This window comes from Streptomyces sp. SudanB52_2052, from assembly GCF_964272415.1.
Lineage (GTDB): Bacteria > Actinomycetota > Actinomycetes > Streptomycetales > Streptomycetaceae > Streptomyces > Streptomyces olindensis.
On record NZ_OZ186796.1, the window covers coordinates 8,984,779 to 9,011,520 of the forward strand.

General features: G+C 72.2%; 20 protein-coding genes and 1 pseudogene. 13 read left to right on the forward strand and 8 right to left on the reverse strand.

Translation table 11 applies throughout. The annotated features are described in order from the left end of the window. The first annotated feature begins 334 nt into the window (after positions 1–334). From ACSUPV_RS40515 to ACSUPV_RS40540, 6 genes are all read left to right on the forward strand, one after another. Entirely contained in the window at positions 335–1,294 is a 960-nt protein-coding gene (locus tag ACSUPV_RS40515) for a sensor histidine kinase (protein ID WP_436949778.1), read from the forward strand. Then, positions 1,291–1,944, forward strand: a complete 654-nt coding sequence (locus ACSUPV_RS40520) for a response regulator (RefSeq protein ID WP_031116218.1) — start codon at positions 1,291–1,293, stop codon at positions 1,942–1,944. The genes ACSUPV_RS40515 and ACSUPV_RS40520 overlap by 4 nt, the downstream gene beginning before the upstream one ends. Continuing rightward, positions 1,941–2,381: a hypothetical protein gene (locus ACSUPV_RS40525; RefSeq protein WP_436949779.1), complete on the forward strand. Its 441-nt coding sequence runs from the start codon at positions 1,941–1,943 to the stop codon at positions 2,379–2,381. Before ACSUPV_RS40520 ends, ACSUPV_RS40525 begins: the two co-directional genes overlap by 4 nt. 66 nt (positions 2,382–2,447) lie before the next feature. After that, positions 2,448–4,685, forward strand: coding sequence for a protein translocase subunit SecD (gene secD, locus ACSUPV_RS40530; protein WP_436949780.1), 2,238 nt, complete (start codon positions 2,448–2,450; stop codon positions 4,683–4,685). 240 nt (positions 4,686–4,925) lie between these two features. Continuing rightward, on the forward strand, positions 4,926–5,345 hold the full coding sequence (locus tag ACSUPV_RS40535; protein WP_031116215.1) for a hypothetical protein: 420 nt from the start codon (positions 4,926–4,928) through the stop codon (positions 5,343–5,345). Between the two features lie 128 nt (positions 5,346–5,473). Next, positions 5,474–6,034, forward strand: coding sequence for a snapalysin family zinc-dependent metalloprotease (locus ACSUPV_RS40540; RefSeq protein ID WP_037768830.1), 561 nt, complete (start codon positions 5,474–5,476; stop codon positions 6,032–6,034). Positions 6,035–6,139: 105 nt separating this feature from the next. Here the strand turns inward: ACSUPV_RS40540 and ACSUPV_RS40545 are convergent, their stop codons facing one another. Further along, a complete protein-coding gene (locus tag ACSUPV_RS40545) occupies positions 6,140–8,128 on the reverse strand; it encodes a protein-arginine deiminase domain-containing protein (RefSeq protein WP_436949781.1) in 1,989 nt (662 codons plus the stop codon). Positions 8,129–8,244: 116 nt separating this feature from the next. Next, positions 8,245–9,150 carry an NAD-dependent protein deacetylase gene (locus ACSUPV_RS40550; protein ID WP_037768832.1) on the reverse strand — a complete coding sequence of 302 codons (906 nt, stop codon included), beginning with the start codon at positions 9,148–9,150 and terminating at the stop codon, positions 8,245–8,247. A gap of 224 nt (positions 9,151–9,374) precedes the next feature. Here ACSUPV_RS40550 and ACSUPV_RS40555 point away from each other — a divergent pair, with 224 nt between their 5' ends. The 3 genes from ACSUPV_RS40555 (at position 9,375) to ACSUPV_RS40565 (ending at position 11,737) form a co-directional block, all read left to right on the forward strand. Then, positions 9,375–10,421, forward strand: a complete 1,047-nt coding sequence (locus ACSUPV_RS40555; RefSeq protein ID WP_382617141.1) for a glucose 1-dehydrogenase — start codon at positions 9,375–9,377, stop codon at positions 10,419–10,421. A 34-nt stretch (positions 10,422–10,455) separates the two neighbouring features. Then, on the forward strand, positions 10,456–10,998 hold the full coding sequence (locus ACSUPV_RS40560) for a gluconokinase (RefSeq protein ID WP_359789560.1): 543 nt from the start codon (positions 10,456–10,458) through the stop codon (positions 10,996–10,998). Positions 10,999–11,083: 85 nt separating this feature from the next. Beyond that, positions 11,084–11,737, forward strand: coding sequence for an NAD(P)H-binding protein (locus tag ACSUPV_RS40565; RefSeq protein ID WP_436949782.1), 654 nt, complete (start codon positions 11,084–11,086; stop codon positions 11,735–11,737). A 35-nt stretch (positions 11,738–11,772) separates the two neighbouring features. On the opposite strand, the gene ACSUPV_RS40570 is transcribed toward ACSUPV_RS40565, so the two are convergent. Then, the gene (locus tag ACSUPV_RS40570) at positions 11,773–12,714 is read right to left on the reverse strand and encodes an AraC family transcriptional regulator (protein ID WP_382617143.1); all 942 of its coding nucleotides are present in this window, start codon (positions 12,712–12,714) and stop codon (positions 11,773–11,775) included. 80 nt (positions 12,715–12,794) lie between these two features. On the opposite strand from ACSUPV_RS40570, the gene ACSUPV_RS40575 reads away from it, so the two are divergent. The 3 genes from ACSUPV_RS40575 (at position 12,795) to ACSUPV_RS40585 (ending at position 17,729) form a co-directional block, all read left to right on the forward strand. Then, the gene (locus tag ACSUPV_RS40575; protein ID WP_436949783.1) at positions 12,795–13,640 is read left to right on the forward strand and encodes an NAD(P)H-binding protein; all 846 of its coding nucleotides are present in this window, start codon (positions 12,795–12,797) and stop codon (positions 13,638–13,640) included. A gap of 212 nt (positions 13,641–13,852) precedes the next feature. Further along, positions 13,853–16,450 (forward strand): rifamycin-inactivating phosphotransferase, encoded by a 2,598-nt coding sequence (rph, locus tag ACSUPV_RS40580; RefSeq protein WP_436949784.1) that lies wholly within the window; start codon positions 13,853–13,855, stop codon positions 16,448–16,450. 199 nt (positions 16,451–16,649) lie between these two features. Continuing rightward, positions 16,650–17,729 (forward strand): enoyl-CoA hydratase/isomerase family protein, encoded by a 1,080-nt coding sequence (locus ACSUPV_RS40585; RefSeq protein ID WP_436949786.1) that lies wholly within the window; start codon positions 16,650–16,652, stop codon positions 17,727–17,729. A 62-nt stretch (positions 17,730–17,791) separates the two neighbouring features. On the opposite strand, the gene ACSUPV_RS40590 is transcribed toward ACSUPV_RS40585, so the two are convergent. From ACSUPV_RS40590 to ACSUPV_RS40600, 3 genes and pseudogenes are all read right to left on the reverse strand, one after another. Then, a complete protein-coding gene (locus ACSUPV_RS40590) occupies positions 17,792–18,832 on the reverse strand; it encodes a vWA domain-containing protein (RefSeq protein WP_031116205.1) in 1,041 nt (346 codons plus the stop codon). A 110-nt stretch (positions 18,833–18,942) separates the two neighbouring features. Then, positions 18,943–19,519, reverse strand: a pseudogene (locus ACSUPV_RS40595) (alpha-L-rhamnosidase N-terminal domain-containing protein). Between the two features lies 1 nt (position 19,520). Next, complete coding sequence (locus tag ACSUPV_RS40600; RefSeq protein ID WP_436949787.1) at positions 19,521–19,685, reverse strand: hypothetical protein; 165 nt, start codon at positions 19,683–19,685, stop codon at positions 19,521–19,523. Between the two features lie 164 nt (positions 19,686–19,849). On the opposite strand from ACSUPV_RS40600, the gene ACSUPV_RS40605 reads away from it, so the two are divergent. Beyond that, complete coding sequence (locus ACSUPV_RS40605) at positions 19,850–23,212, forward strand: galactose-binding domain-containing protein (protein WP_436949788.1); 3,363 nt, start codon at positions 19,850–19,852, stop codon at positions 23,210–23,212. 50 nt (positions 23,213–23,262) lie between these two features. Here ACSUPV_RS40605 and ACSUPV_RS40610 read toward each other — a convergent pair whose 3' ends face one another. Both ACSUPV_RS40610 and ACSUPV_RS40615 read right to left on the reverse strand, forming a co-directional pair. Further along, positions 23,263–25,893 (reverse strand): family 78 glycoside hydrolase catalytic domain, encoded by a 2,631-nt coding sequence (locus ACSUPV_RS40610; protein ID WP_436949789.1) that lies wholly within the window; start codon positions 25,891–25,893, stop codon positions 23,263–23,265. Next, on the reverse strand, positions 25,890–26,714 hold the full coding sequence (locus ACSUPV_RS40615; protein WP_436949791.1) for an alpha/beta hydrolase: 825 nt from the start codon (positions 26,712–26,714) through the stop codon (positions 25,890–25,892). The genes ACSUPV_RS40610 and ACSUPV_RS40615 overlap by 4 nt, the downstream gene beginning before the upstream one ends. Between the last annotated feature and the right edge of the window lie 28 nt (positions 26,715–26,742).

A 26,742-nucleotide genomic window follows, 5' to 3' on the forward strand; every position in this document is an offset into this window, starting at 1 on the left:
GGCGGGCGACCGGCGCGGGACGACGGGGCAGGCGTGGGCGCTGCCCGGTCCGACCGCCGCACCGACTGCGCGGTCAGGCCTCAACCCTGGTCCTCTTCGGGGCGGATCCCCATCGGGCGCGGGCCCCATTTGCGGCGGGGCGGGGGATGCACGCCGCCGGGGTGTGGGTAGCCCGGGCCACGGGAAATGGGGGCTGGGCCCCATCGACCCGGCCGCGCCGGAGCGGGCAGGCTGGCGCCAGGCTCGGCCGACGGCCAGGCGCGGCTGCTCGTCCGGGATGCGTGATGCCCGACAGCGGAGGCAGGCCGCATCTCAGAAGGAGGCGTGACGTCCGGTGTCCCTGTTCTGGCGGATCTTCGCCCTCAACGCCGTCGTGCTGGGCACGGCGACGGCGCTGCTGCTGTGGGCTCCGGTGACCGTCTCGGTGCCGGTGCTGCTGACCGAGGCGATCATTCTGCTGGGCGGTCTGGCGGTGATGCTGGTCGCCAACGCCGCCCTGCTGCGCTGGGGGCTGACCCCGCTGGACCGGCTGACCCGGCTGATGACCACGGTGGACCTGCTCCGGCCCGGGCAGCGGCTGTCCGCGCACGGCGGCGGGGAACTCGCCGAACTGATCCGCACCTTCAACTCCATGCTGGAGCGACTGGAGCAGGAACGGGCCGCCAGCAGCGGCCGCGCCCTGCTCGCCCAGGAGGCCGAACGCCGCCGCATCGCCCAGGAACTGCACGACGAGGTCGGGCAGAGCATGACCGCGATCCTGCTGGGCCTCAAGCGCGCCGCGGACGACGCCCCCGGGCCGCTGCGCGAGGACCTGCGTGAGGTGCAGGAGATCACCCGGGACAGTCTCGACGAGGTCCGCCGCCTGGTGCGCCGGCTGCGGCCCGGCGTGCTGGACGACCTGGGCCTCGTCAGCGCGCTGACCTCGCTCACCGAGGACTTCGCCACCCACACCGGACTGCAGGTCACCCGCCGCTTCGCCGCCGACCTGCCCGCGCTGGACCCGGAGACGGAACTGGTCCTCTACCGGGTCGCCCAGGAGTCGCTGACCAACGCCGCCCGCCACGCGGAGGCCGGAGGCGTCGTCGTCGCCCTGGAGCACAGCGACGCCCGGGTGGCCCTGGCCGTCACCGACGACGGGTGCGGCATCAAGGCTCCCCGGGAGGGCGCCGGCATCCTCGGCATGCGCGAGCGGGCCCTGCTCGTCGGCGCCACCCTCGACATCACCCCGGCGCCCCGCGCCGGAACGCAGGTCAAGCTCACCGTGCCCCTGCCCAGGAAGCAGCCGACCTCATGACCGGGAACATCCGCATTCTGCTGGCCGATGACCACGCCCTGGTGCGCCGGGGCGTACGGCTCATCCTGGACCAGGAACCGGGCCTCGAGGTGGTCGCGGAGGCGGGCGACGGCGCGGAGGCCATCGAGAAGGCCCGCAGTCACGAAGTCGACCTGGTCGTGCTGGACATCGCCATGCCGCGCATGACCGGCCTCCAGGCCGCCCGTGAACTGGCCGGTCTCGAACCGGGCCTGCGCGTCCTGATCCTCACCATGCACGACAACGAGCAGTACTTCTTCCAGGCGCTCAAGGCCGGCGCCAGCGGCTACGTGCTGAAGTCCGTCGCCGACCGGGACCTGGTCGCCGCCTGCCGGGCCGCGATGCGCGACGAGCCCTTCCTCTACCCGGGGGCGGTCACCGCGCTGATCCGCAACTACCTCGACCGGGCCCGCCACGGCGAGGAGACCCCCGACCACATCCTCACCCCCCGCGAGGAGGAGGTCCTGAAGCTGGTGGCCGAGGGCCACTCCTCCCAGGCGATCGCCGACCTGCTCTTCATCAGCATCAAGACCGTCCAGCGTCACCGCGCCAACCTGCTGCAGAAGCTCGGCCTGCGCGACCGCCTGGAACTCACCCGCTACGCCATCCGCGCCGGCCTGATCGAACCGTGAGCCTCCGCAACGGCCCGGGGGCGCCCACCGCCCGGCCCGCCCTCAGGGTCCTCGGCGCCACGGTCGGCGCCCGGCCGGCCGCGGCGGTCGCCGTGTGGGCGGCCGTGCTGCTGGCCCTGCTCACCGGCGTGATCCCGGGCGGTGCGCAGCACGCACCGGCCGGGACGGTATCCATCGGCACGTCGGCCGACGAAGGCCCCGGCCGTCTCGCCGACGACGGATGCGCCACGACCTGCATCCTCCAGGCAGCGGCCCGGCACGAGCCGCACGGCGAACGCACGCATCCACACGGCCCGTTCGCCACCCTCGCCGACGATCCGGCCACCGTCCCGCGTCGCCCCGCCCGGCCGGCGGCACCACCGTCACCGGCGGCCTTCCCCACGGACACCGCGGCGGCCGACCGCGGCCGCGCGCCGCCCACGCCCACCGGCACCTGACCCCACCCTGTCCTTCACCGCGGCCGCGCCGGCCGCCGCCGCGGTGTGCCCGCCGGAGGCCCCGCGTTGATCCGTTCCACCCGGGTGAGAACCCTGCTCGCCCTCACCGTGATCGCTCTGTCCCTGTTCATCACCCTCACCGTGCCGGTCCGCCTCGGCCTGGACCTGCGCGGCGGCACCCAGATCGTGCTGGAGACCCGCTCCACCGCCACCACGAAGGCCGGCCCCGAGGCCACCGACCGCACCCTGGAGGTGCTGCGCGGCCGCATCGACGCGCTCGGCGTCGCCGAGCCCGCCCTGCACCGCTCCGGCAGCAACCGGATCATCGTCGAACTGCCCGGCGTGCAGGACCCGAAGAAGGCGGCCGACGTACTTGGCCGCACCGCCCAGCTCACCGTCCACCCCGTCTCCGCCCTCGCCGACGAGGCCCCCGACCCCTTGCCGAAGCGGCCCCGCGAGCACGTCCTGCCGGACGAGTCCGGCCGGCCCCTGCGCCTGGAGGACGCAGCGCTGACCGGACGGGACGTCAGCAGAGCCGAGGCCCGGTTCGACCAGCAGACCGGCGCCGGATGGCACGTCATCGTCGACTTCGACGCCTCCGGCCGCGGGAAATGGGCCCGGCTGACCGGCCAGGCCGCCTGCCGCCCGGCAGGCGATCCCGCGCGCCGCGTCGCCATCGCCCTCGACGAGAAGATCATCTCCTCGCCGCAGGTCGACCCGGCCGTGACGTGCGGGGCCGGCATCACCGGCGGCACCACCCGGATCACCGGGTCCTTCACCGACACCGAGGCCCGTGAACTGGCACTGCTCATCAGCGGCGGCGCCCTGCCCGTGCCCGTGGAGACCGTCGAGCAGCGCACCATCGGCCCCACCCTGGGCGCCGAGGCCATCACCGCCAGTGCCTGGGCCGCCGTCATCGGCACCGCCCTGACCGCACTGTTCATCACCACCGTCTACCGGCTCATGGGCGCTCTCGCCGTGCTGGCCCTGGCCGCCTACGGGCTGATCTCCTACGCCGCCCTCGCCGCGCTCGGCGCCACCCTCACCCTGCCGGGCCTGGCCGGCTTCGTCCTGGCCATCGGCATGGCCGTCGACGCCAACGTGCTCGTCTTCGAACGCGCCCGCGAGGAGCACACCGACCGCCGCCGTCCCAGTCCCCGCTCGGCCCTCGCCGCCGGCTTCCGCAACGCCTTCAGCGCGATCGCCGACTCCAACATCACCACCCTGATCGCAGCCGGTCTGCTCTTCCTCCTCGCGTCCGGCCCCGTGCGCGGCTTCGGCGTCACCCTGGGCATCGGCGTCCTCGCCTCCATGATCAGCGCCCTCGTCGTCACCCGGGCCCTCGCCGACCACGCCGCATCCCGCCCGTGGGTACGCCGTCGCCCCCACGTGACCGGACTGGCCACCCCCAGCCGGGTCCGCAATCGCATCGAGCGCTCCCGGCCCCGACTGATGCGCCGGCCACGCCGCTTGCTGGCCCTGTCCGCCGCCGCGCTCGCCCTGGCCGCCTCCGGCATCGCCGTCCGCGGCGTCGACCTCGGCGTCGAGTTCACCGGCGGCCGCCTGATCGAATACACCACCACCCGCCCCGTCGATCCGGAACACGCCCGCGCCGCACTCGCCGACGCCGGCTTCCCCCGCGCCGTGGTGCAGTCCTCCGGCGACAGCGCCCTCACCGTGCGCACCGAGGAACTGACCAACACGCAGGCGGACACCGTCACGCGCGCCATCGACACCCTCGGCGGCGACACGGAGAAGATCCGCGACGAACTGATCGGCCCCAGCCTGGGCGAAGAACTCCGCCGCAGCGCCCTCGTCGCCCTCGGCGTGGCCCTCACCGCCCAACTGCTCTACCTGACCGTCCGCTTCCGCTGGCTGTTCGGCACCGCCGCGGTCGCCGCGCTCGCCCACGACGTCGTCATCCTGGTGGGCGTCTTCGCCTGGCTCGGCAAGCCCCTCGACGGGGTGTTCCTGGCGGCGCTCCTGACCGTGATCGGCTACTCCGTCAACGACTCGGTCGTCGTGTTCGACCGCATCAGGGAACTGTGGCGACGTCACCCCACCACCCCGCTGCCGCTCCTGACCGACCGGGCGATCCTGCAGACGCTGCCCCGCACCGTCAACACCGGCATGGGCGCCGCCCTCATCCTCACCGCCCTCGCCGTCCTGGGCGGAGACACCCTCACCGACTTCGCCCTCGCCCTGCTCGTCGGCCTGACGATCGGCACGTACTCCTCGGTCTTCACGGCCACCCCGCTCGCGATCGAAATCAACCGGCACACCACCCCGACCCAGGTGCCGTGAAGACCGGCCACCGGCCCGACTGCCGATGCGACCGAGGACGAGCCGAGCCGGACAACCCGTCCGCCGGACATCCGGACAGGCCCTCCTGCCAGGCCGGACAGCGAGCAGCCGTGTCCCGGACAGCGCACCGCTTGTCCTCGTCCCCCCGCTTCGTCAGTCTCTGTCTGGCCCTGATCACTCGGGCGAAACGGAGATTCACCGCCGGCTCGCTGCCGGCGGAGGGGAGAGGAACAAGTGCGTATGCGAAGAGTTCTTGCGAGCGGGGTCTTCGCCTCCGCTCTCGTGCTGGGGGTCGCCGCGTCGCCGGCCTCCGCCGCGGACGGCCTGCAGCGCGCCGGCGTGAGTTCCACCGTCCCGGACGACAGGTACTGCGCGGTCATGGACTGGGACGGGAAGGCCTGCTTCGACGGGCACGGCGAGTGGTTCTACCTGCTGGACGACTACGACGACCACATCCCCATCGCCATCCGATGGAGTCACCGGAAGAGCAACGGCACGTTGCGCAGCGGTGTGATCTACAGCGACCGTGGTCCGGGAGTCTGGACCAGTGTGAACAAGAGCTTCGAGGAGAACCTCTTCGTCGAATACGAGCTCTGCGACTTCGACGTGACGACCAAAGAGGCATACAACTGCGTCGGACCGGGCTGGGGGCCCACGTAGTCACCGGTGGTGCGGAGGTCCGCCGTGACGTCCTCCGCGGATTGACGGATTCGTCGGCATCCTCCTTGGGCAGTAGGCCCTGCGAATGTCATGAGCACGACTGCCCTTCCCCCACAAGGAGGTCGATCATGCACGTCCGTATGCTCACCGGCGGTCTGGCCGCCGCCTTGGTCGCGCTGTCCCTGACGGGCGGCCAGGCCGCGGCCGCTGCGCCCGGCCCGGCCGACACCACCCTCGCCGCCCGGGTCCTCACCTACGACGCCGCCGGCGCCGCGGAGTTCAGGAGCGCGGTCGACCGGGGCGCGGCCATCTGGAACGCGAGTGTCGACGCCGTGGAGCTCCGGCCGGTCACCGCCGGGCAGCGCGCGAACATACGGGTCCTGGCGGACAACGGCTGGCCGCGCGCCCTGCCCACCACCCTGGGCAACGGAACCGTCTACATCGGGCGTCAGGCCGTCGACCAGGGTTACGACACGGTACGGATCTCCTCCCACGAACTCGGACACATCCTGGGCCTGCCCGACCGCAAGCCCGGACCGTGCTCGAGCCTGATGTCGGGCTCCAGCGCCGGCGTCTCGTGCACGAACCCGTATCCGAACGCGGCGGAGAAGACGGAGGTCGAGGACAACTTCGGCGGCGTGCTCGCCGGGCGGACGCCGGCGGTGCGCGCGGAGCTGATCGTGGACTGACGCGCACGGCTCCCGTCAGGCGACGGCGGGTCGTGGTCGCCGACCGTGTGACAGGGGGGCGTGAACCCGGTGTTGGCCGCGACCACCACCGGGTTCACCTGCCGCCTAAGCCCCGTCGCCGCGCCCCGCCACCGGACGCTGCCACCAGGCCGCCGTCGCGTCGCGCAGCGTGTTGGTGCCGCAGTGCACCTCACCCATCCCGAGGTGGTACGTGTACCAGTCGTCGATGTACGACACCTTCAGCCCGACCCGCTGGTAGGCGGCGGTGACGGCTTCCGTGAAGATGTCCTTGCCGCCGATGACGGGCCCCCACTGGCGCGGGGCGAGGTAGCGGTCGCGCGCCAGGAGCACGCCGTTGACCGCGCCGGGAACGTACGCGCTGGTCGGCACCGTCGGCGCCGCCGCCGCGCGGGGGGCGGCCGGGTTCTCGGCGAGCCACTTCTGCTGGCCGTGGTCCCCAAGGCTGTCCACCAGGTCGGAGCCGGCGCCCATGCGCGTCAGACGCGGCACCGGAATCTCCTCGCCCTCCGCGGTGAAGGCCTCCGCGTCACGGGTGTACAGCGCGGGCACCCGCACGATCTCCTCGTCGGTGACCCCCGTCTCCCGCTTGAGGACCTCCAGGTTGGCCGCGATGCGCCGCGCCGCCATCTCGTTGTCGGCCACCAGGTGACGGGAGGCGAGTGCCTGGTCGATGGTCTCCTTGGGCGCGGGACTGTCGCTGCGGCCCGGCACGGAGAACATCTTCGTCTTGCCGTGGCCGTCGCGCTGGGCGTCACGCAGCAGCCGCAGCCCCGCCTCCGGGTCGGCGAGTCCGATGCGCCAGCCGCGCGGGGTGTCGGCGGGCAGGAACTGCACGAACTCGTCGACGTGCCCCACGCCCAGCCAGGAGGTGTCCAGCAGCAGCGGGTCCTGCATGCCCTGCGACGCGAGCAGCGTCCGCATCACCTTCGACGGCCGCGCCCCGCTGTCCTTGCGCTCGCCCATGATGATGCGTCCGGCCGGGAACGAGCGGCCGTCGTGCGTGTAGGGCGGGATCGTCTCCAGGTTCCCCATCGAGTTGAGCGACCAGTCGTCGGGCTCCGCCCGGTCGGTCACCTGCACGACACCGATGTCCCGGCCGCGCACCTTCTCGAACAGCTCCCGGCCGGCGTCCCGGTCGGGCTGGGCGGAACGCAGCATCACGCGCATCACGTGCCGCCGGCCGCCCGGCCCGGTCATGCTGACGTAGGCCGGTTCGACGAAGTCCTGGGCCCAGGGGTCGGCGTACTTCGTGAACTTGACCAGCGGCGTGGTGACCCCGGCCTTCTCCACCTCCTTCGCGAGTTCGGCGACGAACTTCTGCTGGAGACGGCTGTACGGGCCCTCACCCTGGACCTCGGTCACCATCACCTGCTGGCTGTTCTGGAGGTGATGGTGCGTCAGCAGCGGAGCGACGCGCAGGGTCACGGCGTCGGAGGTGGACTTCCCGCCGGACGTCACCGTCAGCCGGACCACCGCGCGGCCGTCCCACTGGGCACGGTCCCGGACGACATCGGTGGCCTCGACCCCGAACTCCACACCGGAGCGCAGCTCGGCGGCGGTCAGCCGGGTCGCGGACGTCACCGGCACCCACGTCCCGGCACGCTTGAGGAAGAGGTGCGCGTGCTTGCCTCCCGTGGTGAGCTTCAGGCTGCCCTTGGCGTCCGCGGGAAGCCCCGGCAGCGGCACGGAACGGACCCGGGCGAGGTCGGCCGCGTCCTCGGCGCCGTTGACCTTCGTGTCGGAACCGTCGTTGCACGCCGCCAACGCGGCGTCGGAGAGCGGTCTGCCACCGGGCCCGGTGACCGGGCACCGCTTGGCGTCGTCGTCGATGTTGGGCAGAAAGACGGCCCCGCGTTCGACGGACCAGCCGTCCTCACCGCGCTTGTCGCTGCCACCGGTGACGTCGACGCGCCCGTCGCGGTTCACATCCGCCCGTAGATCGGCGCGTCCCGCCGCGTCGACGGCGAACGCGGGGCCGGCCGGCCCGGCCAGCACGGATCCCGCGGCGGCGATGGCCAGCACCACCGACCCGGCCGGGTACAGGCGCGGACGTATACGTGTACGTGAACGCACAGCACGTTCCTCTCAGTTGCGGGCTTTCGCCCTGCAAGAGGAGGGACAGTGGCTGTGCGTTCACTGTGAGACGGGAGTTGCTTCCCACAGGCGAGGTCCGCTCACGTCTCGCACGGTCACGGGCGCGGCGCACCCTGCCGGTCGACCGCGATGCCCAGCCGGTCCGCCACGGCCGTGAGGGCCGTGCCCAGTGGGAGCGCGACCCGGGTGAGGGCGTGCCGGTCACCCCGGGTCGGGTCCCGGTTGACGATCAGCACCGGCTTCCCGGCCTGGGCCGCCTGGCGGACGAAGCGGAGCCCGGACATCACCGTCAGCGAGGAGCCCAGGACCAGCAGCGACGACGCCGCCCGGACCAGCTCGCGGCAGTGCTCGACCCGTTGCGGCGGCACGGTTTCGCCGAAGAAGACCACGTCCGGCTTGAGGATGCCGCCGCAGACCGCGCAGGGCACCACGCGGAAACCGGCGACCTGGTCGTCCGTGAGGTCTGCGTCGCCGTCCGGGTTGATTCCGGCGGCCACGGGCTCGAACCCCGGATTGGCCTCCTCCAGCCGCCGGGCGAGCTCGCGGCGCGGGCTGCGGGCGCCGCAGGAGAGGCAGACGACCCGGTCCAGGGCCCCGTGGAGTTCCACGACGTCCTCGCTGCCGGCGGCCTGGTGCAGTCCGTCCACGTTCTGGGTGATGACGCCCGAGAGCAGGCCGTGCCGCCCGAACGCGGCCACGGCCCGGTGCCCGGCGTTGGGGAGGGCCCGGCCGAAGGTGCGCCAGCCGAGGTGGCTGCGCGCCCAGTACCGGCGCCGGGCCTGGGCGCCGGCGACGAAGTCCTGGTAGGTCATCGGCGTGTGCCGGCTCAGGCTCCCGCCCTCGCCCCGGTAGTCGGGGATGCCCGACTCGGTTGAAATGCCCGCTCCACTGAGCACCAGCACACCGCCGGTGCCCAGCGCGTCGGCGACCGGCTCCAGGTCCGTGGTCCCCGGCGGCAGGTCCTCGGCAGGCGTCCAGCTCAGGGTGGGGCGCATCCGCATGCCGTCAGGGTACGGAACGGCGGCCCTCGACGCGGCGGCCCGGGCACCGGGCGGTGAAGGCGCCGGGCGGTCCGGGCGCCGCGCGGTCCGCGCGTTTCCGTGACGCCGACACGGTCGTGTCCGACCCGGGACGGTCGGCGAGTGCTGAAACCCTCTGAACGGGACAGACGGTCGGACAGCGGCGCGTGCCCGTCCGGCGCCGCCCGAGCGAGGGATGAGGTGCGATGCGTGCGGTGACTGTGCGACCCGGCACCAAGGACTCGGTGGAGGTGAGGGAGGTGCCGGACCCCGCCCCGGCCGCGGGTGAGCTGGTGGTGGACGGCCTGGCGATGGGGGTGTGCGGAACGGACAAGGAGATCCTCCGGGGCGAGTACGGCTCCGCCCCGCCCGGCCGCGCGTGGCTGGTCCTGGGACACGAGTCCCTCGGGCGGGTGCGGGAGGCACCTCCCGGCAGCGGCTTCTCGGCCGGTGATCTGGTCGCCGGGGTGGTGCGCCGCCCCGACCCGGAGCCGTGCGGTGCGTGCGCCCGCGGGGAGTTCGACATGTGCCGCAACGGCCGCTACACCGAGCGCGGCATCAAGGAACTCGACGGTTACGGGGCCGAGGCGTGGTGCGTGGAGGCCGACTACGCGGTGAAGCTGGCGCCGCATCTGGAGCGCGCCGGAGTGCTCATGGAGCCGACGACCGTGGTGGCGAAGGCGTGGGAACAGGTCGAGCGTGTCGGTGGCCGTTCCTGGTTCGAGCCGCGGCGGGTCCTGGTGACCGGCGCGGGCCCCATCGGCCTGCTGGCCGCCCTCCTCGGCACGCAGCGAGGACTGGACGTGCACGTCCTCGACCGGGTGACCGACGGCCCCAAGCCCGGCCTGGTCCGGGACCTGGGGGCCACGTACCACGCGCGGGACATCGAGCAGGTCGTCACGGCCGTATGCCCGGACGTCGTCATCGAGGCGACCGGCGCGAACGAGCCCGTGCTGGCCTCGCTGACCGGCACCGCGCCCTACGGAGTGGTGTGCCTGACCGGCGTGTCACCCGCGGGGCGCAGGATGACCGTGGACGCGGGCGCGATCAACAGGGAGATCGTGCTGCAGAACGACGCGGTGGTCGGCTCCGTCAACGCCAATCCGCGTCACTACCGGCAGGCCGCCGACGCCCTGGCCGAGGCCGACCTGTCCTGGCTGGAACGCCTGATCACCCGGCGGGTGCCGCTGGAGCGCGCGACGGAGGCGTTCACGCCGCGACCGGACGACGTCAAGGTAGTCGTCGACCTGTAGACGGTGGCGACGAAATCTCGAAGGGAAGGTCTGGATGTCTCAGGACTCCGCTCCGCTGGTCGTGGTCATGGGCGTGTCGGGCTCGGGGAAGACCACGGTGGGCCGCTTGCTGGCACAGAGCCTGGGCGTTCCCTACGCCGAGGGCGACGACTTCCACCCCGCAGCCAACGTGGCGAAGATGCGGGCGGGTCACCCCCTGGACGACGAGGACCGCCGCCCCTGGCTGGAGGAGATCGCACGCTGGCTGGCCGGCCACACGGACAGCGGAGGCGTGGTGACCTGCTCGGCGCTGAAGCGGCGCTACCGCGACCGGCTGGCCTCCGCCGCGCCGCGCGTGTTCTTCCTGCACCTCGACGGCTCGCCCGAGCTGATCGCCGCGCGGATCTCCGCCAGGCGGGGCCACTTCATGCCGCCCGACCTGCTCCGCACCCAGTTCGCCGACCTCGAACCGCTGGGGGACGACGAAGCGGGGGCGGCCGTCCCGATCGACGGCCCGCCCGAGCAGACCGCCGCCCTGGCCCACGCCGCCGTCACCCCTCCCGAGGCCGACCCTCCGGCCCCTCAGGGCTCGGAATAGCCGTGCGGGCGCGGCCGGTTGATCACTGGTGCACCGGCCCGGCCACGGAGCCGGAGCGTCCAGTCGAGAGAACGGAGTATCCACCGTGGACGTCTTCATCATCGGCATCACCGGAGGCATCGGTGGTCTGCTCGCGCGGAGACTGCGAGCGCGAGGAGACGCCGTCCACGGGCTCGTCCGCCGGGAGGAGCAGCAGGCCGAACTCGCGACGCACGGCGTGCACGCACACGTCGGTGATCTCTCCACCATGATCGAGGAAGACCTGGCAGCGGCCTTCCGCGACATCGACGTGATCGTCTTCAGCGCCGGATCGAACGGCGGCAGCAAGGAGGTCACGAAAGCCGTCGACGGCGACGGGGTCGTCAAGGCCATGAACGCGGCACGCCTGGCAGGCGTGGAGCGCTTCGTGCTGGTGTCGGTGCTCCCCGAGTCCTGGCGGGAACGCGACCTCGGCGAAGAGGTCGAGTACTACTTCGCCGTCAAGAAGCGCGCCGACATCGCGGTCAGCCGCAGCGACCTGAACTGGCTGATCCTGCGTCCGTCACTCCTTCTCGACGGTCCGGGAACCGGCGCCGTGTCCCTCGGGCCGGCGGAGTTCCACGGCGAGATCACCCGTGAGGACGTGGCCGCCACCCTCGCCGAGCTGCTCCACGAGCCCCGGATCGGCCGGCAGATCCTCGAACTCGATGCGGGCTCGACGCCCATCGAGGAGGCGGTCCGGGCGAACGTCCGCTCCTGATCCGCCCGGCCGGGAGGGCGGCCCGAGGGCGGTCCTCATCCGGCCGGCGGCCCCGGCTCGGCGGCGCGGAAGTCGCTGGGCCGCGTGCCGCGCAGCCTCTTGAACGCCACGCTCAGCGCGAACGCGTTGGCGTAACCCACTTTCCTCGCGATCGTGCCCACCGTGAGGTCACTCTGCCGCAGCAGGTCCGCGGCCAGGGCGATGCGCCAGCTCGTGAGGTAGGCCATGGGCGGTTCGCCGACCAGCGCGGTGAACCGCCGGGCGAGCGCGGCCCGCGACACTCCCACCTCGGCGGCCAGGTCCGCGACCGTCCACGGACGGTCGGGCGCGGCGTGCAGCGACCGCAGCGCCGCGCCGACGACCGGGTCGTCCAGCGCGCTGCACCAGGCCGGGGCACCGGCATCCGGATCGTCGAACCAGCCGCGCAGCGCGGAGACCAGCATCAGATCCAGCAGCCGGTCGAGCACGAGCTGCCGGCCGGGCCGCTCCCGGGCGATCTCCTGAGCCACCAACTCCACCGGCGCGTAAGGGCTGTTCTCGCCCGGCACCACCAGCACGGGAGGCAGGACCCGCACCAGCCGGTCGCTGAGTTCCCCCCGTCTCTCGAAAGCCCCGCTGAGGAGCACGGGGGCTCCGTCGGCCGGTGTTCCGCACGTCCGGGCGGGCCCGGCGGCAGGCTCGACACCCTCGGCCCCCGGACAGTAGTCGGCGCCGGTCACCACCGCCGAGGGGGTGCTCGCGGGGTCGTCCGCCACCGTGTAGGGCGCGTCGCCACGGACGACCGCGATGTCTCCGACGCCGACGGGCACCGGCTCGTGCTCGTCCGGAACGATCCAGGCCCGGCCGCGCAGCATCAAGGCCAGCGTCAGGGGAGCGCCACTGGCCATGCGCAGAGCCCACGGCGGCCGCATGATCGTCTGCCGGAAGACGGCGCCGCGCGCCCGGACTTCACCCAGCAACTGCGACACGGCGTCCATGCCCTCACTGTAGACGCCCGGACATCGAAGAGAGCTTGTGAGGCATGGATCGTCTCGATGTCGCCCGCTTGACTGGAGCCATGTCTGAACATCCGATTCTCGTCACGGGGGCGTCCGGCAAGTCCGGGCGCCGTGTGGTCTGTCACCTGCGGGACAGGGGACTGCCGGTCCGCGCGGCTTCCCGGAACGGCGAGCACGTCTTCGACTGGAGGGACCGCCGCACCTGGGACGCCGCCCTGGAAGGGGTGCGGTCCGTGTACATCGTCCAGTTGGACGGCACGAAGCTCGTGCGCCCGTTCGTCGAGCGAGCCGTGCGGCACGGGGTGCGGCGGATCGTCCTGGCCTCGGGACGCGGCATCGACGATCCGCACTACGCGAAGGACAGCGGCGGCGTCCTGACGGGCATCCGCGACAGTGAGGCCGCCGTGCGCGAGAGCGGTCTGGAGTGGACGATCAGCAGGCCGGGCTGGTTCGCGCAGAACTTCAGCGAGGGCTTCTTCGCCGACGCCGTCCGCGCCGGTGAGCTGCGGCTGCCCGCGGGTGACGGGGCTGCGAGCTTCGTCGACGCCGAGGACATCGCCGCGGTGGTGGTCGCCGCGCTCACCGACGGCCGGCACGCGGGCGAGACCTATGAGGTGTCCGGCCCCCGGGCGGTGACGATGGCCGAGGCCGTCGCCACGATCTCCGAGGCCACCGGCCGTGCCATCCGCTACGTACCGCTCTCGGTCGAGGCCTACGTGGCGGAACTGGTCCGGCAGGGATGGGCGCCCGCGGACGCCCGGGCCTTCGCGGACGTCATCGAGCCACTCCGGGAAGGCAGGGACGCGTACGTCTCCGACGGCGTGTGGCGCGCCCTCGGACGCCCACCGCGGACCTTCGCCGAGTTCGCCAAGTCGACCGCCGCGCAGGGAGGGTGGCCGTCCTGACCACCCCGCACCGTCTTCACCGTGCCCCGAAAACAGCGAAGGCAAGGAGAGAGATCTCCTTGCCTGTCTCAAGGTATAGCGCACCGGGGGGCTTGCGGCAAGGCCCGGGGCACGGCGCAGAATCGTCGGCCGAGACCAGGACCTGCTGAAACGGGGCACCCCATGCGTGAGTTGTTGTCGTACCGGAGCACAGCCGCCGCGGAGGTGCGGCCGTGAACGAGCAGTACGTGCTGGACCTACGAGAGATCGACCAGACGCAGGTCGCGGTCGCGGGCGGCAAGGGCGCGCACCTGGGTGTGCTGTCACGGATCGAGGGCGTCCGCGTGCCGGAGGGCTTCTGCGTGACGACGGACGCCTTCCGGCGCACCATGGCCCAGGTGCCCTCGCTCGACGACGCACTCGACCGGCTGTCGCGCGTGGACCCGGACGACCGGGAGGCGATCCGCACGCTCAGCGCGCGGATCCGCCGCACCATCGAAGAGGCCGCCGTCCCGGACGACATCGCGGCGTCGATCACCGGCGCACTCGCGCCGCTCGGTGAGGACGCCGCCTACGCCGTCCGCTCCAGCGCGACGGCGGAGGACCTGCCGACGGCCTCGTTCGCCGGCCAGCAGGACACCTACCTCAACGTCATGGGAACGCCGTCGGTCCTGCGGCACATCAGCCGGTGCTGGGCCTCGCTGTTCACCGAGCGGGCCGTGACCTACCGGCGGCGCAACGGCATCGACCACCGCACGGTCCACATGGCCGTCGTCGTGCAGCGGATGGTCTTCCCGCGGGCGGCCGGCATCCTGTTCACGGCCGACCCCGTCACGGGCAACCGGAAGACCGCCACCGTGGACGCCGGCTTCGGCCTCGGCGAGGCCCTGGTCTCCGGCCTGGTCAACCCGGACGTCTTCACGGTGCGCGACGGCGAGGTCGTCGCCAGGACCATCGCCGCCAAACAACGCGCCGTGCACGCCCTGCCGGGCGGCGGTACGCAGGAGGTGACGATCGACGCGGAGCGGCAGGAGCAGCCGGCGCTGACGGATGCGCAGGCCGTGCGGCTCGTGCGGCTCGGGCGGCGGATCGAGGCGCACTTCGGCCGCCCGCAGGACATCGAGTGGTGCCTGGTCGGCGACGACTTCCGGATCGTCCAGAGCCGGCCGATCACGACCCTGTTCCCCGTCCCCGAGGCCGGTGACGAGGAGGACCACGTCTACGTCTCCGTCGGTCACCAGCAGATGATGACCGACGCCATGAAGCCCCTGGGGCTCTCCATGTGGCGCCTGACGGCCATGGCACCGATGCACGAGGCCGGCGGGAGGCTGTTCGTCGACGTCACCCGGCGCCTGGCCTCGCCCGCGACCCGCGACGGCCTCCTGGAGGTCATGGGGAGGGGCGACCCGCTGGTCAGGGACGCGCTGGAAACCCTCCTCGACCGGGGCGACATCGTCCTGTCGCCCCCGGAGCCGGCTCCCGGCGGGCCGCCGCCCGGCGGTGACTCCACCCCCGTCGAGACCGATCCGGCCCTCGTCACCGAGCTGGTCGAGCGCAGCGAGGCCTCCGTCGCCACCCTGCGGCGCGACATCCGGACGAAGAGCGGACCGGCGCTGTTCGACTTCCTCCTGGAGGCCTTCGCGGAGCACAAGCGGGTCCTCGGTGATCCGCTGAGCATGCAGGTCATCATGGCCGGGATGGAGGCCACGTGGTGGCTCAACGACAAGCTGCGGGAGTGGCTGGGGGAGAAGAACGCGGCCGACACGCTCACACTGTCCGCCCCCGGCAACATCACGTCGGAGATGGGACTGGAACTGCTCGACGTCGCGGACGCCATCCGCCCGCACCCGCGGGTGGTGGCCTTCCTGCAGGGCGTCGACGACGAGAACTTCCTGGACGAGCTGCCGAAACTCCCCGGCGGGACCGAAGCGCGCGACGCGATCGAGGCCTACCTCGACCGGTACGGCATGCGCTGCGCCGGCGAGATCGACATCACCAGGCCCCGTTGGAGCGAGCGCCCCAGCACGCTCGTGCCGGCGATTCTCGACAACGTCAGGAACTTCGAACCGGGCGCGGCCCGGCGGCGCTTCGAGCAAGGTCTGCGGGAGGCGCAGCAGAAGGAGCAGGACGTGCTGTCACGCCTGCGGGCCCTGCCGGACGGTGACCGGAAGGCCGACGAGGCCAAGCGGATGATCGACCGGGTCCGCACGTTCATCGGGTACCGGGAGTACCCGAAGTACGGCATCGTCAGCCGCTACTTCGTCTACAAGCAGGCCCTGCTGGAGGAGGCCGAGCGGCTCGTCCGGGCCGGCGTGCTCGCCGAGCGGGATGACGTCTTCTACCTCACCTTCCAGGAGTTCCACGAGGCGGTGCGCTCGCAGCAGGTGGACGACCGGATCGTCCGGCAGCGCGAGGACGCGTTCCGGACGTACCAGGCCCTCACCCCGCCCCGCGTGCTCACCTCGGACGGCGAGGCCCTCAACGGGGCGTACCGGCGGGACGACGCGCCGGACGGTGCCCTGATCGGTCTGGCGGTCTCCGCCGGGACCGTCGAGGGCAGGGCCCGCGTCGTCCTCGACATGGCGCAGGCCGATCTCCAGGCGGGCGACATCCTGGTCACGGCCTACACGGACCCCAGTTGGTCGCCCCTGTTCGTCGGCATCGCCGGTCTCGTGACGGAGGTGGGCGGCCTGATGACCCACGGCGCGGTGATCGCCCGCGAGTACGGCCTGCCGGCCGTGGTCGGCGTGGATCGGGCCACCCGCCTGATCCGGGACGGGCAGCGCATCCGCGTCCACGGCGGCGACGGGTACGTCGAGCTCCTGCCGTGACCCACCACACCGTGCCATGACCACCGCGTGCCGTGACCGACCCCGCCGGGTCGTCCGGGCAGGTCATCAGGCACCGTAGGGGCCGGGTGGCGAGACGGTTCGTCGCCGGCGGTGGCGGACGCGGTGTCCCTCACCGGAAACGGAAGGAAGCTGCACGCATGCGCACCATCCCGGCCCACGACCTGGGGGAGGCGTCCCGATGAGCGGAGCCGAGGACCCCGTCCTCTTCCACACCACCGGACGCGCCGCCCGCATCACGCTCAACCGGCCGCGGGCCCTCAACGCCCTCACCCACACCATGGTCCGCCGCATCGACGAGGCGCTGAGCGCGTGGGAACGCGACCCGGCCGTGGAGACCGTGGTCATCACCGGCGCGGGCGAGCGCGGCCTGTGTGCGGGCGGTGACATCCGCGCCATCCACGACGACGCCCGCGACGGCGACGGCTCGGCCTCCCGGGCGTTCTGGCGCGACGAGTACCGCCTGAACGCCCGGATCGCCCGCTACCCCAAGCCGTACCTCGCCGTGATGGACGGCATCGTGATGGGCGGCGGTGTCGGTGTCTCGGCACACGGCAGCGTCCGCGTCGTCACCGAGCGGTCCCGGGTCGCCATGCCGGAGACCGGCATCGGGTTCGTACCGGACGTCGGCGGCACCCATCTGCTCGCCCGGGCACCCGGCGAGCTGGGCACCCACCTCGCCCTGACCGGCGCTCAGACCGGCGCCGCCGACGCGCTGCTGTGCGGTCTCGCCGATCACTACGTGCCGTCGGCCTCGCTGGAGCGTCTCCTCGATTCCCTGGCCGAACTGCCCGTGAACGAGGCGCTGGCCGGCGTGGTGCGGACACCACCGCGGGGTGTCCTGGCCGACCAGCGCGACTGGATCGACGCCTGCTACGCCGCGGACACCGTCGAGGAGATCGTGCACCGGCTGCTCGCGCACGGCGACCCCGCCACCAAGGAGGCCGCGGAGACCCTGCTCGCCAAGTCACCGACCGCCCTCAAAGTCACCCTGGCGTCGCTGCGCCGGGCCCGGGCACTCGGCTCGCTGGACCGCGTCCTGGACCAGGAGTACCGCGTCTCCTGCGCCGCCCTCGGCACACCCGACCTGGTCGAGGGCATCCGCGCCCAGGTCGTCGACAAGGACCGCAGGCCGCGCTGGTCGCCGAAGACGCTCGCCGAGGTCACCGACGCCGACGTCGAGCGCTTCTTCACCCCGGCCGGCCGGCCCGAGCCGGGTCTCGCGGCACCGTCCGAGGCCGCTGCGGAGGACGCCTGGTGACGTCCGTCGCCGGTGAGGGCCGGTGACGGCGAAGCCTTTGGCCCTCCCGGATCCACGAGGTGTCAGAGCATGAGCAACAGCCGCGTGTGCGACACGAGCTTCCGGTTGACGCTGGTGCTCTGCACGAAGATGGTGAAGTCGTCGTTGTGGTCCGGCTTGACACGCACTTCCGTGTTCGGCAGGCCCAGCAGGGATCGGGCCGCGGGCCCCGTGTACACGCGGTCCGTCTTCTTCTCCAGCACCGCGATCTGCTTCTGCGCCTGGATCTTCTCGGACTTGCTCAACTGGTAGAACGCCGCGCCGGTGCGGTAAGGGTGCCCGCATTCGATGACCCACTCCCGGATCCCCGCGTCACGAGCCACCGGGATCAGCTGGTACTTCGAGGGCTCGACCGGCGTGAGGCCGGCCGCCTTGATGGTGTCCTCGTTGACCGCGTCCGCGCCGGTGGAGAACACCGCCCGCGATCCCCGGATGCCCTGGGCGCGGCCCACCATGAAGTTCTCGGTGGCCTGCCGGATGACCTGCCCGGCCTCCTCCAGACCCTGAGTGCTGGTGGCGTCCCATATGGCGATGTTGTCCTTGGGGAAGCCGCACTGCATGGCCTCGCGCTTGCCCATCTGGTCGGGCACCAGGACGGCCAGTGTCCAGTTGTCCTGCTGGGTCGCCATCATCTCGGCCACGGCCTTGACCAGTTCACGCGGCTCCCGGCTGGGGGAGTCCTCGCAGCGATGGCTCGCGTTCTCCTGTCCGTCGGTCAGCACGAACGTCAAGAAGCTGTGGTCGCCGTACAGTTGGGCCGTCTGGGCCAGTTCCCGCTGCGACTTCAGCGCGGCGGCCAGCAGGGCCGTCATGCCACCGGGCCGGTACAGCTGCTTCAGCGACGGCATGCGCAGCACGTCCTTGTCGTAGATGACGCACTCCACCCTGTCGGCGAAGACGTACACCGTGACGCGCGTTTCCTGGTCCAACTCCCTCGAACGGCGGGCGAGATAGGCGATCTGCTGGTCGGCGACTTCGACCACCTTGCCGCTCAGGTGCGACATGGACGAGCTGGCGTCCAGCACGAGCGCGACGTGGTTGATGTAGTTCTGGGTTCCGGTCACAGCTCCCCCTCGTTCCGGCTAGGTGTTCCCACCTTCTCACCCACCACTGACAATCGATCTTGGCTCGGGCACCCGGGGGAGGGGGCACCCAGGAGCCGACCGCCCGCGGGTCACCGGTCGTGGGCCGGGAGGTCCGCGAGGGCCTTCTCCACCGCCGCGAGGACCGGCAGCGGAGCCTTGTCCCCGGAGACGGCCAGGCGGGCGTCGTAGGTCTCGCCCTGGTAGAGGCCGGCCGACACGACCGGCCCCCGCGCCCAGCGCCACCGCTCGTCGGTGAGCACCGTTGCCACGCCGCCGTCCTCGTACTCCAGTGAGTTGCGCGGCGGCGGCCGGGGGCCCTTGGTAGAAGCGCTCGGCGGAGTCGCGGAACCCGTAGCGCTCGGTGTACCAGCCGCCGGTCAGGGTGATGCCGAGGGCGTTGCGGCCGGGGCGGAGGAGCGCGGTGACGTCGGCGACGTCGAGGAGGACGCGCCACTGGTAACTGCTCCAGCCCGGTTTGAGCTCGGCGTCGTCGACCGGGGCGCCGTTGAGGCGGAGGTCGTAGGCGCCGAACGCGGTGGAGTGCAGCAGGGCGCGGCGGACCGGACGGGGCACGTGGAACGTGGCGCGCAGGAGATGCGGCTCCTCGGACACCGAGCCGACGAAGCGGGCGCGCCACTGATCGGGGGCCAGGAACCCGGCGGTCACCTCAGAACCCGCGCTCCACTCGGAGGACGGAGCCGCCCTTGCCCTGCACCCGTACGCCGACCAGGGCCGTCTCCAGCGGCCACAGGGGCGCGAAGGGCCAGTCGACCAGTTCGTAGTCCCGGCGGCGCCGGCCCCGGCCCGTGCTCCGCTTCGCCGTGACCGTCACGGAGACCTGTCGTGGGCAACGTTGCCCGTTTCGCGCGCGAGTCATTGACACGGTCCGGCGGAGGGTCCAGGATCGCGCCGCAAGTACGGGATTGAAACGATTCAAAACCGCCCGTCCGCACGAGCAGGCTCCGCTCCCCGCAGCACCCCCGGAAGGTCCCCTCGATGCAGAACGTCTCCCGCCGATCCACCCTGCGCTCCGCCGTGGCCGTCGCCCTTGCCCCGACCCTCGGCTCCCTGGTTCTTCCCCGCCTCGCACCGACGGCGTCCGCCGCGGTCTCCTGGACCGCGAAGTGGATCTGGGCGCCCTCCACTTCGACGAACCAGTGGGTGGCCTTCCGCAGATCCTTCACCCTCCCGACCGCCCCTTCCCAGGCCGTGACGCGGATCGCGGTGGACTCGAAGTACTGGCTGTGGGTGAACGGCACGCTGGTGGTCTTCGACGGCGGGCTCAAGCGCGGCCCGAACCGCACGGACACGTACTACGACGAGCTCGACCTCGCCCCGTACCTGAGGAGCGGCGGCAACACGGTGGCGCTGCTGGTGTGGCACTTCGGCAAGCAGGGCTTCTCGCACCACAGCAGCGGCAAGGGCGGGCTGCTGTTCCAGGCCGACCTCCAGACCGGCTCGACGACCACCCGGCTGGTCAGCGACACCGGGTGGAAGCACACCGTCCACCCGGGCTACTCGAACAACACCAGCGGCACGCAGGTCAACTTCCGGCTGCCCGAGTCCAACATCCACTACGACGCCCGGGCCGCCGCCGTCATGGCGGGCTGGCGGTCGCCCGGCTTCGACGACAGCGGCTGGACGGCGCCGACCGACTACGGAGCGGCGGGCGCCGCGCCCTGGAACGCCCTCGTCGAGCGGCCGATCCCGCTGTTCCGCTACTCCGGTCTGAAGTCCTACACCAACGCCGCGTCGCTGCCGTCCTCGGGACAGGGCGCCACCGCGATCTCGGCCACCCTGCCGTCCAACATCCAGGTGACCCCGTTCCTGAAGGTCGACGCCCCGGCCGGTGCGGTGATCGGCATCCAGACCGATCACTACGACGACGGCGCGGGACTGGTGGGCATCGAGCCGGGCACGCAGTACAACGTGCGCGCCACCTATGTCTGCGCGGGCGGCGTCCAGGAGTTCGAGCCGCTCGCCTGGATGAGCGGCACCGCCGTGCGGTACACCATCCCGGCCGGCGTGGACATCCTGGAGCTGAAGTACCGCGAGTCCGGCTACGACACCGACTTCGCCGGCTCTTTCAGCAGCAGCGACGCCTTCCTGGACACGCTGTGGACCAAGGCCGCCCGCACCATGTACGTCAACATGCGGGACAACTACATGGACTGCCCCACCCGCGAACGCGCCCAGTGGTGGGGCGACGTGGTCAACCAGCTCAAAGAAGGCTTCTACACCTTCGACACCCGCTCCCACGCCCTCGGCAAGAAGGCCATCGCCCAGCTCGCCGCCTGGCAGAAGGACGGCGGAGCGCTGTACTCGCCGGTCCCGACGACCATCTGGACCGCCGAACTGCCCGTGCAGATGCTCGCCTCCGTGTGGTCGTTCTGGACGTACTACCTCTACACCGGTGACGCGAGCGCCGTCACTGTCGCCTACCCGGCGGTGAAGCGGTACCTGAACCTGTGGAGCCTGGACGCCGACGGCCTGGTCAACCACCGCGCCGGCGACTGGGACTGGGAGGACTGGGGCGCCAACATCGACGCCCGCGTCCTGGACAACTGCTGGTACTACCTGGCCCTGGACACCGCCGTGAAGCTCGCCGACCTCAGCGGCAACACCGCGGACGTGGCCGGATGGCAGTCCCGGCGCGACAGCATCAAGGCCAACTTCGACCGCGTGCTGTGGGACGCCTCCCGGAGCGAGTACCGCTCACCCGGCTACACCCGGGACACCGACGACCGCGCCAACGCCCTGGCCGTGGTCGCCGGGCTGGCCACCGCCACCCGCCACCGGGCGGTGACCGAGGTGCTGCGCACCCACCTCAACGCCAGCCCCTACATGGAGTTCTACGTCCTGGAGGCGCTGTATCTGATGGGCGCGGCCACCGTCGCCGAGGAGCGCATGCGCAACCGCTTCGCCGCCCAGGTCGCCGACCCCGCCTGCCACACGCTGTGGGAGCTGTGGACCAAGGCCGACGGCACCGACAACCACGCCTGGAACGGCGGCCCGCTGTACGCGCTGTCCGCGTACGCGGCCGGGGTCCGCCCCACCGAGCCGGGCTGGACGGCGTACGAGGCCGTGCCTCGAACAGGCACCCTCACCAGGATCGACACGGTGACGCCCACCCCCAAGGGCGACATCCGCTTCCGCATCCTGCGCGACGGCACCCAGGTGACCCTGACGCTGACCTCGCCGAGCGGGACGACCGCCCGGGTGGGCGTGCCCACCTACGGAGGCGCCCGGCCGGTCATCAAGGCGAACGGCACCACGGTCTTCACCGACGGCTCCGGCACCGGCGGCGTCAGCGGTCTCAGCCAGGCGGGCAAGGACGCCGCGTACGTCTACTTCACCGTCCAGCCGGGCACATGGACGTTCACGGCGACGGGCACGGGCCGGCTCGACGACCTGGCCCTCGGCCGCCCGGTCACCGGCAACAACAGCCTGGAGAACGCCGACTGGGGCCGGAACCGGCTCACCGACGGCACGCTCCGCAGCGTGGCCGGGGCGAAGGGCTGCACCAGCAACGAGTTCACCTCGGCCGACATCGGCGCCAACCCCGTCTGGGTGGAGATCGACCTCGGGGCCGACACCGACCTCGACGCCGTCCGCCTCTTCCCCCGGACCGACACTCCGGCGGCGGGCGGCGGAACCGCGGGCTTCCCGGTCGACTTCACGATCCGCACCCGCCGCGACGGCTCCGCCACGTACACCACCGTGCGGACCGTCACCGGCCAGCCGAACCCCGACGGACGCGTGCAGACGTACGGATTCAGGACCACCACCGCCCGCCATGTGCGCCTCGAAGTGACCAGGCTCGGCGCCCCCGCGGCCGACGAGGCCACCAAGTACCGCCTCCAACTCGCCGAACTCACCGTCCCCACCGCCGCGACCACCGTCACCGCCAACTACACCCTGGAGAACGGCGACTGGGGCAAGACCCGGGTGCTGGACGGCACCACCACGAGCGTGACGGGCGCCAAGGGGTTCACGAGCATCGACTTCCCCTCCGCCGACGTCCGTGACACGCCGGTGTGGATCGAGGTCGACCTCGGCGCCGACCGGGCGATCGGCACCGTCACCCTCCACCCGCGCACCGACACGACGGCGGCGGGCGGCGGAACCGCGGGCTTCCCCGTCGACTTCACGCTGCAGACCCGCGCCGACGGCGCCTCCTCCTACACCACCGTGCGGACCGTCACCGGCCAGAGCAACCCCGACGGAGCCGCCCAGACCTACACGCTCACCGCCGCGAGCGGACGCTACCTGCGGCTGCGCGCGACCAGACTCGGCAGACCGGCCTCCGACGAGTCGACCCGCTACCGCCTCCAACTCGCCGACATCGGCGTCAAGTAGAGAGCGGCCCGCTGTGTGTCAGGGCACAGCGGGCCGCGATCGTGGGGCCGTCACGCGTGCAGGCGCAGGCGGTGACGTCCGGACCCGAGGTCCATCAGGGGCTGCGCGGACTCCCAGCCCTCGGGCGGGAGGAACCGCCCGGTCGTGCCGGGCGGCAGGTCGGCGTGCACGGTGAGCGTGCCGCCGTCGACCGACCAGGCGACGGACGCCGTCCCGTACGGGGTGGCGATCGCGGCGCGGGCCGAGGTGAGCGTCGACCCGGGTCGGGGAGCGATCTCGATGACTCGATAGCCGGGCGCGGCGGCCCGCAGTCCGGCGACGGACCGGTAGAGCCAGGCGGCGACGGCGCCGTAGGCGTAGTGGTTGAACGACAGCATCGTCCCGGCCTTCTCGGTGTCGATGCTGCCGTCGGGCCGGATCGCGTCCCACCGCTCCCACATCGTGGTCGCCCCGCGCTCCACCTGGTACAGCCAACCCGGGCACTCGGTGTTGAGCAGGAGGCGGTACGCCTCCGCCAGGTGGCCGGTTCCGGTCAGGGCCGGCAGCACGAAGGGGGTGCCGAGGAACCCGGTGGCGATACGCCCGTCGTGGGCGCGCACCAGGGCGGCGAGCGCCTCACCGACCGCGACGCGTTCGGCGGCGGGTACGACACCGAACTCCAGGGCGAGCGCGCACCCGGTCTGGGTGGTGCGGGCATGGTCGCCCCACTTCCGCCAGGCGGCCTCGGCGGTACGCCGGTGCAGCTCCCCGTACCGGTCGGCGTCGTCGGCGTGGCCCAGTTCCCGGGCGGCGTCGGCGAGCAGCCGGGCGCTGTGCGCGACGAAGACGGTGGCGACGTAGGCGGAGTCGGTGGTGGCGCGGGCCGGGTCCTCCGGCGGGGCGGCCGGGTCCAGCCAGTCCCCGAGCTGCGCGTTGCCGCTCCAGGTCCCGTCCTCGTCCAGGCGATCGGCGGTGAACTCGACCCAGGCACGCATCGCGGGATAGTGGCGGCCCAGCAGGCTGCGGTGGCCGTAGGCCTCGAAGAGGGCGGTCGGCACGACGGTGGCGGCGTCGCCCCAGCCCGCCGCCGTACCGGCGAACGGCAGTTCCATCGGCGGCAGTTCACCGAGGTCCACGTCGGGAATCACCAGCGGTACCGCGCCGTCCGCCCGTTGCTCGATGGCCAGGTCGGTGAGCCAGCTGTCGAGGAAGGACCGGCTGTCGAACGTGGCGCAGGCCGTCGGGGCGAAGGCCATGATGTCGCCGGTCCAGCCGAGCCGTTCGTCGCGTTGCGGGCAGTCCGTGGGAACGGCGAGGAAGTTGCCGCGCTGCGAGCGGACGACGTTGGCGTACAACGCGTTCACCCGCTCGTCGGAGCAGTGGAACTCACCGATCCGGCGCAGGTCGCTGGCGACGACGGCGACCTCGACCCGCTCGACCGTGACGCCCGGGGACGCCTCGATCTCCGCGTACCGGAAACCGTGGAAGGTGAACTCCGGCTCCAGTTCGGCCCCGCCGCCGGACAGGGTGTACCGGTCGGTGGCGCGTGCCCCGCGCAGGATGCTGGTGAGCAGCCTGCCGTCGCCGTCGAGGACCTCGGCGTGCCGGACGGTGAGGGTGCTGCCGGCCGGGCCGCCGGCACGGAGGCGGAGCCAGCCGGTGATGTTCTCGCCCGCGTCGACGGCGATCGTGCCGTCGGGCAGGGTGCGCACCTCCGGCCGGACGACCTGCACGACACGTACCGGCGGATGGGCCCGCTGCGTCAGCCCGGCGGGCAGGGGCGACGCGGCGGCCCGCTCCCAGGCACGGTCGTCGAAGCCCGCCAGCCGCCAGCCGTGGGGCTCGTGGCGGAGGTCCCGTTCGCAGCCGTCGTACAGGTCCGCCGCGAACAGATCGCCGTACCCGCCCCGCCACTGGTCGTCGGTGGCGACCGTGACGGTGCTGCCGTCGGCCAGGGTGACCTCGAGCTGGGCGAGCAGTGCCGAGGTGTCGCCGTAGACGTCGCGGTTCTTGTGCCAGGTGAGGTGGCCTCGGTACCAGCCGTCGCCGACGGCTGCGGACAGGGCGTTGCGGCCGGGGGAGAGCAGGCCGGTGACGTCGTAGGTGGCGTACAGGAGCCGGTTCGGGTAGCTGGTCCAGCCCGGTTCCAGAAGGTCGTCCGAGACGGGCCGGCCGTTGACGGCCGTGCGGTGGACGCCCAGCGAGGTCACGTACAGGCGGGCGGACACCGGCTCCGCCGGGAGGTCGAACTCCCGGCGGAGCAGCGGCACCGGGCCGGGGGAGGTACGGCCACGGTCACTGGGGACATGGACTGGACGGGCCGTCCAGTCCATGTCGTCGAGCAGCGCCGCCTCCACCCGGGCCGGCTTGCTCCATGCCGTCCACCCGACATCGGTGCGGACCCGGACCCGCCAGTGCCGGACCTCGCGGCTGCGCAGCGGTGCGGCCGGCCACGGCTGATCGGTCACCACGTCGGACTCGACCTCGCCGCTGGAGACCGCGCCCGTGAAGGACCGGCCGGCCGCCACCTGGATCTCGTAGGCGTGCTGCAGGACGCCCGGCCGGTCGCTTGCCAGCGACCACGACAGACGGGGCTCGGGATACGGGGTGGCCACGAGACCGGAGTCGTCCGCAGTGCGCAGCCCGGTGGCCGTCGTCGCGGTGTCCGCCGCGCGGAGTGCCTCGGAGCTCGGCGTCGTCATGACGTCAGGTGCCTTTCGAGGAACCGCAGCGTGGACCGGTGCAGCGTGGTGCGGTGGGGGACGGTGCCCCAGGCGTGGTCCGCGCCCTCGACGATCTCGAGTTCCGCGTTGCCGTCGTAGTGGTCCAGGTAGCGGCGTACGTAGGGGAGGGGAGCGATGTCGTCCTTGTCGCCGTGCAGGATGTGGACGGGGCCCCGGTAGGGCGCGGAGCGCCCGTACACGTCGAGACGGGCGATGTCCTCCACGAGCGCGGGACTCATCCGGTGTCCGTCGGCGTCGAAGTACCCCTTCTGCTCGATCTCGGCCGCGAGGCTGCGGCCCTTGAGGTGTCCGCCGCCGATCTCGAAGGGGGCGACCGCGGCCGGGGACCACAGGCACAGGGCGCCTATCCCCGGTTCCTCGGCGGCGACGATGCCGGCGACGACACCTCCCATGCTCATACCCACCAGGCCGATCCGGTCGGGGTCGACGAAGTCGAAGGTCCGGACTGCCCGGAGCACCGCGCGGGTTTCGGCGATCTCACCGGTGATGGTCACGTCGAAGAAGTCGCCGTCGCTCTCGCCGTGGCCGGAGAGGTCGAACCGGACCGAGGCGATGCCGTGGGCCTCCAGCAGCCGGGACATGGCGACGAAGTTGGGCAGTTCGAGCCGGTTGGAGCTGAAGCCATGCACGAAAACCACGGTGGGCCGGCGGGTTCCGGTCGGGCCTTCGGGGATGTGCAGCGTGGAGCGCAGTGTCATGCCGGTATAGCGGAAGTCGTGATGGCAGATCACGCGGATGCCTTTCGGGATGTGTCGAGTGCGGGCGTGTGCGGCGGTCATCGTGCTGCGGTTGCGCCTCACCTCGGTC